Origin of the sequence: Enterococcus villorum (assembly GCF_007990225.1) — a bacterium.
Lineage (GTDB): Bacteria > Bacillota > Bacilli > Lactobacillales > Enterococcaceae > Enterococcus_B > Enterococcus_B villorum.
This window is the reverse complement of record NZ_BJWF01000004.1, coordinates 60408-73798: the sequence shown is the minus strand read 5'-3', so window position 1 is coordinate 73798 and position 13391 is coordinate 60408. Positions and strand designations below refer to the sequence as shown.

General features: G+C 35.3%; 13 protein-coding genes. 11 read left to right on the top strand and 2 right to left on the bottom strand.

Features of this window, described 5'->3' with window-relative positions; genetic code table 11:
• The first annotated feature begins 2 nt into the window (after positions 1–2).
• The 9 genes from EVI01_RS03255 to EVI01_RS03215 all read left to right on the top strand — a co-directional run bounded on the left by EVI01_RS03255 (position 3) and on the right by EVI01_RS03215 (position 10636).
• The gene (locus EVI01_RS03255; protein ID WP_010751652.1) at positions 3–1115 is read left to right on the top strand and encodes an amidohydrolase/deacetylase family metallohydrolase; all 1113 of its coding nucleotides are present in this window, start codon (positions 3–5) and stop codon (positions 1113–1115) included.
• Positions 1099–2190: a DgaE family pyridoxal phosphate-dependent ammonia lyase gene (locus EVI01_RS03250; protein WP_010751651.1), complete on the top strand. Its 1092-nt coding sequence runs from the start codon at positions 1099–1101 to the stop codon at positions 2188–2190. Before EVI01_RS03255 ends, EVI01_RS03250 begins: the two co-directional genes overlap by 17 nt.
• Before the next feature lie 15 nt (positions 2191–2205).
• Positions 2206–2961: a 2-dehydro-3-deoxy-phosphogluconate aldolase gene (gene dagF, locus EVI01_RS03245; protein ID WP_010751650.1), complete on the top strand. Its 756-nt coding sequence runs from the start codon at positions 2206–2208 to the stop codon at positions 2959–2961.
• Between the two features lie 4 nt (positions 2962–2965).
• Complete coding sequence (locus EVI01_RS03240) at positions 2966–3973, top strand: sugar kinase (protein WP_010751649.1); 1008 nt, start codon at positions 2966–2968, stop codon at positions 3971–3973.
• 795 nt (positions 3974–4768) lie between these two features.
• The gene (locus EVI01_RS03235; protein ID WP_010751648.1) at positions 4769–5251 is read left to right on the top strand and encodes a MarR family winged helix-turn-helix transcriptional regulator; all 483 of its coding nucleotides are present in this window, start codon (positions 4769–4771) and stop codon (positions 5249–5251) included.
• On the top strand, positions 5236–6972 hold the full coding sequence (locus EVI01_RS03230) for an ABC transporter ATP-binding protein (RefSeq protein ID WP_010751647.1): 1737 nt from the start codon (positions 5236–5238) through the stop codon (positions 6970–6972). Before EVI01_RS03235 ends, EVI01_RS03230 begins: the two co-directional genes overlap by 16 nt.
• On the top strand, positions 6962–8833 hold the full coding sequence (locus tag EVI01_RS03225) for an ABC transporter ATP-binding protein (RefSeq protein WP_010751646.1): 1872 nt from the start codon (positions 6962–6964) through the stop codon (positions 8831–8833). Before EVI01_RS03230 ends, EVI01_RS03225 begins: the two co-directional genes overlap by 11 nt.
• Positions 8834–9429: 596 nt before the next feature.
• Entirely contained in the window at positions 9430–9870 is a 441-nt protein-coding gene (locus tag EVI01_RS03220; protein WP_010751645.1) for a nucleoside 2-deoxyribosyltransferase, read from the top strand.
• A 22-nt stretch (positions 9871–9892) separates the two neighbouring features.
• Positions 9893–10636, top strand: a complete 744-nt coding sequence (locus tag EVI01_RS03215) for a deoxynucleoside kinase (RefSeq protein ID WP_010751644.1) — start codon at positions 9893–9895, stop codon at positions 10634–10636.
• Positions 10637–10789: 153 nt separating this feature from the next.
• Here the strand turns inward: EVI01_RS03215 and EVI01_RS03210 are convergent, their stop codons facing one another.
• Positions 10790–10969: a hypothetical protein gene (locus tag EVI01_RS03210; protein ID WP_025480678.1), complete on the bottom strand. Its 180-nt coding sequence runs from the start codon at positions 10967–10969 to the stop codon at positions 10790–10792.
• Between the two features lie 782 nt (positions 10970–11751).
• Here EVI01_RS03210 and EVI01_RS03205 point away from each other — a divergent pair.
• Positions 11752–12006, top strand: coding sequence for a type II toxin-antitoxin system Phd/YefM family antitoxin (locus tag EVI01_RS03205; protein ID WP_010751642.1), 255 nt, complete (start codon positions 11752–11754; stop codon positions 12004–12006).
• A gap of 42 nt (positions 12007–12048) precedes the next feature.
• The gene (locus EVI01_RS03200; RefSeq protein ID WP_306453263.1) at positions 12049–12258 is read left to right on the top strand and encodes a Txe/YoeB family addiction module toxin; all 210 of its coding nucleotides are present in this window, start codon (positions 12049–12051) and stop codon (positions 12256–12258) included.
• A gap of 552 nt (positions 12259–12810) precedes the next feature.
• Here EVI01_RS03200 and EVI01_RS03195 read toward each other — a convergent pair.
• A complete protein-coding gene (locus tag EVI01_RS03195) occupies positions 12811–13236 on the bottom strand; it encodes an LptM family lipoprotein (RefSeq protein ID WP_010751641.1) in 426 nt (141 codons plus the stop codon).
• Positions 13237–13391: the final 155 nt, after the last annotated feature.

Sequence of the window (13391 nt, the reverse complement as noted above, 5' to 3'; positions counted from 1 at the left end):
CGATGTTTGATTTAGTCATTAGAAATGCGCATACCTTAGAGGGAGAAACGATAGATATTGGGGTAAAAGAAGGACAGATCCATAAAATTGCCGCAACGATTCAGGAAAAAGGAAAAAAAGAACACCACTTGCAACCTGGCCAATATCTTTCAGCAGGCTGGATCGATGATCATGTCCATTGTTATGAAGAAATGACTTTATATTATGATTACCCTGATCAAATCGGAGTGAATAAAGGTGTGACAACAGTAATTGATGCTGGTACAACGGGAGCTGAAAATATTCATCGATTTTATGAACGAGCAAAACAAGCAAAAACCAATGTGTATGCTTTATTGAATATTTCAAAATGGGGAATTGTCGAACAAGATGAATTAGCTGACTTATCAAAAATACAAGCAAAATTGGTTCAGGAAAAATTAAAAGCATTTCCTGAGTTTATTGTAGGAATTAAGGCTCGAATGAGCAAAACGGTTGTTGGAGAAAATGGCTTGACGCCTCTTCAATTGGCGAAGCAAATCCAAAAAGAAAACCAGCCATTGCCCCTAATGGTTCATATTGGTTCAGCTCCACCACGCTTAGATGAAATTTTGTATTTGTTAGAAAAAGGCGATATTTTGACTCATTGTTTTAATGGCAAAGAAAATGGGATCTTGGACCAGCAAACGCATCAAATCAAGCCATTTGTTAAGGATGCCTACGATAAAGGAATAATTTTTGATGTTGGTCATGGAACGGACAGTTTTAATTTTGAGGTGGCAAAAGTAGCTTACTCACAAGGGATCACAGCGGACTCGATTAGTACAGATGTTTATATCAGAAATCGGAAAAACGGACCGGTCTATGATTTGGCGACAACGATGGAAAAACTACATGTTATTGGTTATACATGGTCTGAAATTTTAAATAAGGTGACAGAAGCACCTGCTAAAAACTTTCATTTGACGAAAAAAGGCAAAGTAAAAGAGGGATATGATGCTGATTTTACTGTATTTGAGTTTATTGACCAAGAAAAAGTGATCACTGACTCAAATGGTAACCACCAAGTCATCCAGCAACAAATCAAGCCAGTTTGTGCCATTATTGGAGGAGAGAGTTATGAGTGTCAATTATGACAAATTCAAATTAAAAGAAGTGATCAATGCTTCAGGAAAAATGACGATTCTAGGTGTTTCAAAGGTTTCAAAAGCCGTTCTAGAGGCACAACAATTTGGTGGCGAGCATTTCTTTGAAATGAGTGATCTTAGCGAAAAAATCGGCGAATATTTGGCCAAACTTTTATCTGTAGATGACGTCCAAATCGTTTCGAGCGCATCAGCTGGCATTACTCAATCCGTGGCGGCAGTCATTGGAAAAGGAAGTCTGATGCATGTTTATCACCCTTATTCAGACCGTATCAAGCAAAAAGAAATTATTTTACCAAAAGGGCACAATGTGGATTATGGAACTTCGGTAGAATTGATGGTTCAACAAGGAGGCGGTCAGGTCATCGAAGCTGGCTATGCCAATATGTGTACACCTGAACACATTGAAATGTGTGTGACTGAAAACACTGCTGCTATTCTTTATATAAAAAGCCATCATACGGTACAAAAGAGCATGTTGACAGTTGAAGAAGCGGTTTTTGTGGCAAAAAAACATGGTGTGCCACTGATCGTTGATGCAGCTGCTGAAGAGAACTTATTTAAATACACCAAACTCGGAGCAGATTTAGTCATTTATTCAGGAGCAAAAGCAATTGAAGGACCAAGTGCTGGCATGGTCATCGGGAAAAAGCCTTATATTCCTTGGGCACGTCTACAGGCAAAAGGTCTCGGTCGTTCCATGAAGATTGGGAAAGAGAATATCTTAGGATTTACTCAAGCGGTCGAAGATTACCTCAAAAATGGCAGTGAACCTGGCGAATCAATGAAGAAACGATTAGTGCCATTTATTGATGAATTGAACAAGATTGACCATCTTGAAGCAAAAATGGTACAAGATCCTGCGGGCAGAGAGATTTACCGAGCAAGTGTAAAAATCATGGATCAACCAGCTATTGAAGTGATTACAGCCCTGAAAGAAAAGAACCCAGCCATTTATACAAGAGACTATCAAGCAAATCATGGTATCATTGAATTTGATATTCGTGCGGTTAACGATGAAGAAATGAAAAAAATTATTGTTCGTCTGAAAGAAATCATGGCATAAAAAGGAGAGAGAAAAATGAGATTAGTTCCCAATTATTTAAATGATCAGGTTTGTTTGAATGTATTAGCTAATTCTGTCGAAAACGCTATCGAGTGTTATGAAGCAGCTAACGGACATATTCTGTTAGGTGTCCTTTCTAAAAATTATGAAACAGATGAAGCAGCCATCGAAGACATGAAACAATACCAAGAAGCTACAAACAATGCTTTGTCAATTGGTCTAGGTGCAGGAGACCCAAATCAAAGTCAAATGGTTACACGATTGGCTAAAGTTTTACAGCCACAACATGTGAATCAGGTATTTACTGGTGTCGGCGCTTCACGGGCTGTTTTAGGACAAAACGAGACGGTTGTTAATGGTCTAGTTTCTCCCACAGGAAGAGAAGGCTATGTAAATATTGCGACAGGTCCATTGAGTGCTCAAGGAACGGCGGGGGTAGTAACGATTGAAACTGCGATTCGCTTGCTCCAAGATATGGGAGGCACATCCATTAAATATTTCCCAATGAAAGGTTTGGCTCACAAAAAAGAATATGAATTAGTAGCTCAAGCTTGTGCGACTTATGATTTTGCTTTAGAACCAACAGGTGGCATTGATTTAGATAACTTTGAAGAAATTTTACAAATCGCAGTGGATGCAAAGGTAAAAAAAATCATTCCTCATGTTTACAGTTCAATTATTGATCCAGAAACTGGCAATACAAAGCCAGAAGATGTGCGAACATTACTGCAAATCATGGAAAAAGTTGTCGGATCAGAGGGAAAAAGGTGAGAGAATGAAATTTGGAGCATTTGGTGAAGTCATGTTACGATTAACCCCTCCAGAACATTTGATGTTGGAACAAACACATACATTAAGAATGGCTTATACAGGAACAGGGGTCAATCTTGTTGGAAACTTAGCGCATTTTGATATGGAAAGTTATTTACTAACGGCTTTACCAGATAATCGCTTAGGAAGTGCTGCTTTAGCCAATTTGAAAAGCATAGGGGTTCAGACCAAATATGTGATTCAAAAAGAGCAACATATCGGTACTTATTTTGCGGAAATGGGTTACGGTGTTCGTCCAACAGAAGTCACTTATCAAAATAGAAAGCATAGTTCGTTTGGTCTTTCAAAAGAGGAAGATTATGCTATACAGGAATTTATTAATACGGTGGATCTTGTGCATATTTGTGGCATCAGCTTAAGCTTATCGGATCAATGTGCACAAACGGCTATTTCTCTAGCAAAAAGAGCACACGCCTGTGGGAAAAAGGTCTGTTTTGATTTTAATTTTCGCCCAACGTTAAATCAGGAAAAAGACAAAAAAAGTAAACTAAAGAAACGTTATCAAGAAATTTTACCTTATTGCACCATTTTATTTGGTTCGATTCGTGATTTAATAGAGTTGCTTGAATGGTCATCGGTCGATTCAGCGTTAGATGAACCTATTCGCTATATTCAATCCTTTCTTGCTCACTATGGAATCGAGTGGTTTGCTGGCACTAAACGAATCACTCAGGACGGAAAAAAACAATTAAAAGGGTACTTGATTACGTTAAATGAAACCGTGGAAACGGCTTTTTATGATTTGTTTATCTTAGACCGAATTGGGGCTGGCGATGCTTTTGCGGCAGGTATTTTACTAGGTTATGGGGAAAAATGGTCGTTAGAAAAAACGGTAGAATTTGCACTAGGCAATGCTCGGTTAGCACACGCCATCCAGGGGGACGTTCCTTTGACTACAAGAAAGCAAGTGCTACAATTACTGGATGCGCCAGATATCGATTTGATCCGATAATCTTTTTCTAGCTAGATCGAAAAATAATGAGGGGCTATGGATTAAAATGTATTTCTGTTCATCATTTAGGAGAAAAGAAGACAAAAATGAAAAACAGACAAAAATCTGGGAGAAAAATAGAACAGTTTTTTGTAGCTTTTGGATTTTTCTTGACTACTGGTTAAGCGATCAGTAATATAAATGACAGATAGAAACAACCAAATAAAAAAAGGCACCTCCATTTCTAGTGGCAGCTAGAAACAGAGGACTTGAAAAAGTCATACACAGTGACCAGTCAAGTTTGCCATAGTCAATGGAAACCATTAACTTCGTTTATTGTATCGAATCTTAAAGGATAAATCTAGCCTTTTGTCGATAAAAATAGAGGAAACATATGTGTTTTATTTACTATGCCGTAAATGGATTGGATACAACGTGTCCAATCCATTTTTTTATCCAAAAAAATACACCTGAGGATAACAAGTAAAAGAAGTTGAAGTTAGTAGCTAACTGACAGGGGAGAGTTTTACTTGGGCGAGTGATTGTATCATGGGAACTATTGATTTTTTTCAAGGAACATCATGAATGATTTGAGCATGTGTGATTTGTGATGAAAATGTTTGGTTGTTTCTATCCTTAATAAAAAAAATAAACAAATTCGAAAGTCGAATGATTGAAAGAAAAGCTATTTCTTTCAGACGTTTGGCTTTTTTCGTTTTTTAATAAAAAAAACTTTCTTATTTTTTATTTCTCGTTTAGAATAGCTAATAGTTACCTAAAGTAATTATCTTTAGTATTTAATGAAGGAGAAGAACAATGGATCGAAAATTATCAGAAAGATATTTTGGCGCATGTATGGTAGCAAAACGGACAACCCATTTTTTGCCAGCACCGCCTAAAGGATTGCAACGTCGCCATATTTATATTTTAAAAACTTGTTACAATTTAAAAAAAGCCAATGGGACGGTTAAAATCAGTGATATTGCCCAAGAAATTGGAAGTACGTTGCCGAGCGTGACTAAAAATATCGCCAAATTAGAAGAGTTAGGGTATATGAAAAAACAAGCCAATGAAAAAGATCGTCGCGTCATTAATGTTGAACCGACAGAAAAAGGCTTGGCGCTTTATCAACAAGATGTCTATGATTTTCATGAAAAAAATACGGAAGTTTTACAAGATATTCCCACAGAAGATATTGAAACAACCATTCGTACGATCGAACGTATCTATGAACAAATGAATAAAAGTGAATATCATGAATATCACCAAAAAGGAGAGAAAAGATGTATCGAACATTAGGGAAATCGTTAAGAGAATACAAAAAACCTTCTTTATTTACGATGCTATTTATGGCATTGGAAGTATCAATGGAGGTCATGTTACCTTTTTTGATGGCAAAAATTTTAGATCGAGGATTTGAGACAAAAGACATCAGTTATATCGTCAAAATTGGCTTATTGATGTGTTTCATAGCTTGTCTATCGATGTTTTTTGGTGTACTAGGTGGAAAATTTTCATCGGAGGCTTCTGCAGGCTTTGCAGGAAATTTACGAGAAGATATTTATAAAAATATACAAACATTTTCTTTCCAAAATATTGATTATTTTTCCAATTCTAGTCTCATTACACGACTAACAACTGATATCACCAATATTCAAAATGCCTTTCAAATGGTTCTAAAGACAATTATTCGAGCGCCTTTTACCGTTGTATTTGCTTTTTCAATGGCTGCTTATACGAATACAAAACTAGCTCTAGATATCTTGGTGATTATTCCTGTTGTAGCATTCATTTTAATTGGCATTGTTTATAAAGTTCATCCTTATTTTATCCAAGTGTTTCGCAAATATGATCGTTTAAATCAAACGGTGCAAGAAGATATCAATGGTGTTCGTGTGGTAAAATCTTATGTTCGTGAAGAAAGAGAAATTGAAAAATTTAAACATGCTTCTGCCCAAATTAAAAAAATTTTTATGAAGGCGGAAAAGATTATCGCGTTAAATAGTCCAATAATGCAAATAGCTATCTACAGTACGCTATTAGTTGTTTACTGGTTTGGAGCTAAATATGTGGTTGGTGGAACAATGACAGCTGGTGAGTTGACCAGTTTTATTATGTACATGATGCAAATTTTAAACAGTTTAATGATGATTTCAATGATTTTTGTGATGATTGTCATTTCTGAAGCATCGGTTGAACGAGTTTCCGAAGTATTGACAGAAAAAAGTTCTTTATCAAGCCCACCGAATGCTTTGCATCAATTAGAAAATGGAACAATCGAATTTAAGAACGTTGCTTTTTATTACAATGAAGCTTCTGAAGAACCTGATTTAAGTCATATCAATTTAACCATCCATTCAGGCGAAACCGTCGGAATTTTAGGTGGTACGGGAAGCGGGAAAACATCATTAATCCAATTGATTCCTCGTTTGTATGATGCCACTTCAGGTGAAGTCCGAGTAGGCGGTAAGAATGTGAAAGAATATGATTTAGTTGCTTTGAGAGAACAAATTTCAATGGTTCTTCAAAAGAATACGTTGTTTTCAGGAACGATTATTGAAAATTTGCGTTGGGGGAAGGAAGAGGCCACTTTTGAAGAAGTGCAACATGCGGCTGAATTAGCGCAAGCAGATGCATTCATTAAAGAGTTTCCCGCAGGTTACGATACGATGCTCGATCAAGGGGGGACCAATGTTTCTGGTGGACAAAAACAACGGCTAACAATTGCTAGAGCATTACTGAAACAGCCTAAAGTATTAATTTTAGATGATTCAACTAGTGCGGTTGATACGAAAACCGATCAAAAAATTCGCCAAGCTTTCATCAATGAAATTCCCGATATTACGAAAATCATTGTGGCTCAACGTATCTCATCCATTCAAGATGCAGATCGAATTATTGTGATGGATGAAGGGAAAATTCATGGCATCGGTACCCATGAAGAATTATTACAGAATAATCGAATTTATCAAGAAGTGTATGAATCACAAGTGAAAGGTGGACGAATCAGTGAAGACTAATCAATTAAAAAGCAGTCCTTTGAAACTACTCTTGCGCATTTTTTCTTATGCGCTAAATTATCGGTTACGTCTAGTCATTGTTTTCGTTAGTATTGTGATTAGTGCCGCTACAAATGCAATTGGGATCAGTTTTACTAAGCAGTTGATTGATCGTTTTATTGAACCGTTGTCACGACAAGCTACGCCTGATTTTACACCATTGTTAAGAACCATTTTCTTTATGGGCATCTTGTATTTAATTGGTGCGACATTTACCTATATTTACAATCGAACAATGGTTACAGTCTCTCAAGGCATCTTAAAAGACATTCGAGATGAAATGTTTACTCATATGGAAAAGTTGCCAGTACGTTATTATGATGCCCATGCTACAGGCGATATTATGAGCCACTACACGAATGACATTGATACCCTTCGCCAAATGATCAGTCAATCGATTCCACAGACCATATCCGCTTTGGTGACCGTTATTGCGATTGTGGTGGCAATGTTGATCATCAATATCCCAATGACTATCTTTGTGTTGTTCATGGTCTCTTTGATGATATTTATCATTCGGACATTAGGTAGTAAAAGTGGGAAATATTTTTCCTTGCAACAAGGGTCTTTAGGTGCTGTCAATGGATATGTGGAAGAAATGATTGAAGGTCAAAAAGTAGTTAAGGTTTTCAACCATGAACCTCAAGCCATTGCTGGTTTCATTAAATTAAACAATGAGTTAAAAGAAAACTCAACGAAAGCCAATACCTATGCCAATATTTTAATGCCTATTATGGGAAATATCGGGAATTTCACGTATCTTTTGACTGCTGTGATCGGCGCCATCTTTTCAATTACAGGTATCACAACATTAACTTTAGGTAGTATTGCTTCATTTGTACAATTCACAAAAAGTATCACCATGCCTGTTTCACAAATTTCGCAACAATTTAATGCGATTATTTTGTCTTTAGCTGGGGCTCAAAGGATCTTTCACCTGTTAGACGAGAAACCAGAAGAAGATCAAGGCACGATCGAACTTGTAAATATTGAAAAAGATTCGAGTGGCGCAATAACTGAGACAACGAGCCATACAGGCAAATGGGCTTGGAAAGAGCAATGTTCAAACAAAATAGTTTATACAGAACTAAAAGGAGATGTCCGTTTTGAACAAGTGACTTTTGGCTATCAGTCAAATAAAGTCATCCTTCATGAAATTCAGTTATTTGCCAAACCTGGACAAAAAATTGCGTTTGTAGGAGCGACAGGTGCCGGGAAGACGACGATTACAAATCTAATCAATCGATTTTATGATATTCAAGCAGGGAAAATCACTTATGACGGTATTAATATTGAGCGTATCAAAAAATCTTCTTTAAGACGTTCTTTGGGGATTGTTTTACAAGATACTCATTTATTCACAGGAACGATCAAAGAAAACATTCGATACGGCAAACTAGATGCGACGGATGAAGAAATATATGCAGCTGCTAAATTAGTCAACGCTGATCATTTTATTCGTCAGTTACCACACGGATATGACACACAACTAAGTGATGATGGTAGCTCTCTTTCCCAAGGACAACGTCAGCTACTATCAATTGCTCGTGCAGCTGTCGCTGATCCACCTGTATTGATATTAGATGAAGCAACGTCAAGTATTGATACCCGAACCGAAACCATTGTACAAGCAGGAATGGATTCACTGATGAAGGGACGCACCGTTTTTGTCATCGCTCACCGTTTGTCAACTGTCCAAAATTCTGATGCCATTATGGTACTAGACAAAGGAAGAATCATTGAACGAGGCACACATGAAGAATTAATCGCCCAACAAGGAGAATATTATCAGCTATATACAGGCTCATTTAAGCATGGCTAATTTATTTAGCTGATGGCTGAGAATAGGAATAAGCACTTTGATCATAAGGTTTTGAATGATCAAGGTGCTTATTTTTGTCTCTTTTATTCCTCCTTAAAAATAGTGTGTCAATAAAAATAGTGATTTTTCAACCAATGTATGTAAGAGAATAATAGTTAACACATAAAATTTGTAGCGAAACATTACGAGTGAGTGAAACATAACAATTTTATGATTAAAAGTTTTCCTTCCTTTCTAATTTTTTACACTGGATATAAAATATCTAATGTTATTTTGAGGTGGAACAAAAGCAAGTCTTCTTGCTTTTAAAAACCATTTTTTTGTTTTTTTATTAAGTTATTTATATATTATTTAGTCGTAAAAAGTCAAAAAAATAAATACCTTATGTACTATATATAGTATTTAATATCCTTATACCACTAAAAAAACACAAAATCTAGTCTTTTATTTAAAAAAAACAAGAGTAGAATAAAAATAGATTTTTAGTTAAGAAGTGTTTTTTTTGAGACTGTCATTTTTCAAATAAGCCATTAGAACAAGTGAAATGATTAAGAGTAAAAAAAGAAAACACACCTATTATTAGAGGAGGTAACTAAGTGAAGTACGTTTATCTAGCAGGCCCATTTTTTTCAGAAGAACAAATCGATCGTATCTATCAAATTGAAAAAGCATTGGAAGAAAATAAAACAGTCACAAAAATCTACTCACCAAGGCATCATCAAGAAAGCCATTATGAAATGTTTAGTGCAGAATGGGCGCAAGAAGTGTATGAAAAAGACATGAAAGAATTAACAGCAGCGGACTTAGTTGTTGCTATTTTAGATTATGAGCATCAAATCATTGATCCGGGAACGGCTTATGAACTAGGGGCTGCGACGATGATGAAAAAACCGTTGATTGTCTTTCAAGAAGAGACAGTGCCAACGAATCTAATGATTACGCAAAGTTTACACACTTATTTAAAAACAGTAGAAGAAGTTCGCAAATATGACTTTGACACATTATCTGTGACACCATATGTAGGCGAATTTTTATAGAAGTAGAAAAAGGAAGGATTGCATGTCAGTGATATTAATTTCAGGAACAATCGGTGCAGGAAAAAGCAGTTTAACAGATATGCTTGCCGAAGAAATCAATTCAAAACCATTTTATGAAAGTGTAGAAGACAATGAAGTTTTACCACTTTTTTATTCGAACCCCGAGCAGTATGCTTTTTTATTACAAATTTTCTTTTTAAACAAACGATTTTTAGCCATGAAAAATGCCTTAGCAAGTGACGACAATGTGTTAGATCGATCCATCTATGAGGATAGTTTGCTCTTTCATTTGAATGCTGATTTAGGTCGAGTAACACCTATTGAAGTCCAACAATACGATATTTTATTGGATACAATGCTAAAAGAACTTGATGATGTAGCACCTAAAAAGCGACCTGATCTGATGGTGCATATTAAGGTGTCTTTAGAAACGATGTTAGAGCGTATTAAAAAAAGAGGGCGCGAGTATGAACAGCTAGAAAGTGATGAAACGCTTTATGCGTATTACCAATCATTAAATGAACGTTACGACCGCTGGTATGAAAATTTTGATGTTTGTCCAAAAATTCAAATCGATGGAGATCGTTTTGATTTTGTTGAAAAACCAGAACATGCACAAGAAGTCATCCAGCAGATCCAACAAAAATTGGTAGAATTAGAAACTGTTCCATCTGGAAAATATTTTACAAATAATCAGCAGGCGAAAGGACAAAATTTTAAATATTTGGAAGAGCAAGAAAAAAGTCAGCTGTTTGGTCAATCATAAGTCATTTATACGAAGCGTGTGTTTGTATTGTTTCGATTTTAGTCAAAAAAATAAGCCGAAGAAATTAAAAAAAAGAGCGAACTCTATTTTAAATTTCTTCGGTATGATGTATGGCAAAGCATTTCACTTTGAACATAAAAAGAGGTCATCAAATTATTTTACGGTTAAAGCATTCGTTTTTTGTTTTTCTTTTGTATAAGATTCAAATGATTTAAATGAACCTTTTACTAACTTATGACAATGATCGCAAATACTTAAGCTCCCTTGATCACTAAATTCGGTATGAATATTTTTACTGTTTACACATGTGCAGTAATCATGACTATCAAATATACTCATTTTTTTCTCCTTTAACGTAATGTTGCTTACCCAATATAACAGAAAAATCCTATAAAAACCAAAAAAATTAAGAGAAATTAACTATTTCCCTTCATTCAGTAGGAAAATAAGAGGTAATACCGTCAAAAATGGCTTCCTTATTATTTATTTGTCAAGCTCAATTGTTACTTTTTATGCTCAGAGAATGAGTATAAAAAAGGAATAACTAAAAAAATGTAGAACATGCAACACTCTCAGTTTACTCTTACAGCTGGATGCAAACCGATCTTTTCGTAACCCTATTGACAGTGTTCCAGAAGCAACTCCTCAACAATAAGCTCTGATTTTCAAAAATATGGGAAGCTATTTTAGAAAATCACTTCTTATTTACTCGGAGCTGACCGCTTCTGTCATAACAAACACTACTAATAAAAACAGGTTTAAAGCTTCAAAAAATCCATGTTGTGGACAAACATTAGATATTAGCGATGAGGATTTGCCGTTCTAAGTGAAGTTTTCTATTTGTTTTGCTTTATTAAAATCTTCGAGAAATAATTCAAACTTTACGATAAAGTACTAAATATTTTATCTGAGAAAGAAGTAAATGAAACTAAAACATTTGAGAAATAAGGAAAATTGATGGAAATGCTTACAACGAATCAATCAGTAGGAAGTTCTTTTTTTAGTAGACTACTAATTTTTTCCGTGTTTATTTTATTCGATCTTCAATAAAAAAATGGCGTACGTTTAAACGTACATTATAATTGGTGTAGAAAAAAATAATGGATGTGAATAAAATGGAAATTATTACACTAACAAATGCTCGCAATAATTTTTATGGATTGATTAAGCATGTAGTATCTAATAATCAGCCAGTAGAAATTGTTAGTACAAAAAACGAGAACGAAAGTGTTGTGATGATTAGTAAATCTGATTGGAATGCGTTTCAAGAAACGTTGTATCTACAAAATACAGGTGTTCTCGACCAAATTAAACGTCACGAGAATGAAGACACAGAAGAGTTGGGTGAAATTGATTGGGATTCACTATAGAGATTAAAAAAATGCAAAAAAAATTTACCAAAGTTGAAATCAGTGAGATTGCATAAAAAGTTTGATGAACTAATTAAGGTGATTCGAGAAAATCCTTTTCAAACACCACCGCCTTATGAAAAATTAGTAGGTGTTCCCTATTACTCAAGAAGAATGAACATACAGCATCGATTAGTGTATAGCGTAGATACTGAAGCAAAAATGGTGACCATTCTGTCTGTATGGTCGCATTATGAACGAGGATTAAATTAATCAAGAGAATTTAAGATTGAATAGAAAAGGGTACGCCTTTTCTAAAGAGGGGCGTATCCGCTTCCTCTTCTTTTTTATTTTATGGAAGGGGGAATCATGAATAATCAAAAATAAGAATATTTAAAACAATTATTTAAAGAAACCTTTTAACTTCTTTTACTGTAGAATCAGATGAGATACCATAACGACGAGCGATCGTCAAATACCGATCTTTTCCGTTCTAATACGCTTCAACTACTGCTTTTTTAAATTCATAATCGTCTTTAGCCACTATAAGATTCCATTTCTTCGCTCGCTATTTTAAAACGCTTCTGTCACAACCTTATTCACGGTGTTCCCAGCATTGCTTATACGGAATTAAGTCCAAAAATATGAGGAGCTATTTTCGTATTTTCGTTCTTAATTCTTGAAGCAGACCATGCTGTTCACAACATTATCCATGGTGTTCCAGAGCCAACTCTTCGGTAGTAAGTCAAAGCCAGAAAAAATGAAAGAGCCATTTTCTCTGGCGTTTCCTTACTACTCAGAGTTAACCGGCTCTGTCACAACCTTTTACAAACTATAAATGTTTCCGTCTGGGTCTTCGATTCGGTAGTTTCCGATTTTTTTAAAGGGAATGGTTACTTCTTGACCGTTTTCTTTACCGGAAATGGTATAGGTGTCTGCTTTGGTAGTTATTTTGATGTCCGTTAAGATTGTTTTGTTTTGAGAAGTGCTGGATGTATCTTTTTCTTCTTGTGTATACGTGCGTATCCATTCCATTTTGTTTTCAGTAAAAGTGATTTGTCCGCTAACTAAATTCATGTCTTTGCGGACTTTTAATGAATAATTACTATTAACGATATCCGATTTTTCTGCTTGTAAAATAGATGAATCGGTTGTTTGTTCTGCTGTTTGATCGGAGCTTGTGAACAGGCTGCAACCAGACAAAGTGAAGCAGCTGAAAAGTGAAATAAACATGATGATTAATTTCTTCAAAATATTTCCTCCATTTTATGACACAGTCGAGAATACATGTGGGTTTTCTTTTGAAAGGTATTCGCCTTTGATTGTGTGATCGATTTTGCTATGTCTAACAACATACATATAGATGAAATGTACATATAGATAATTGGAATAGTTGGTTCAGTCTA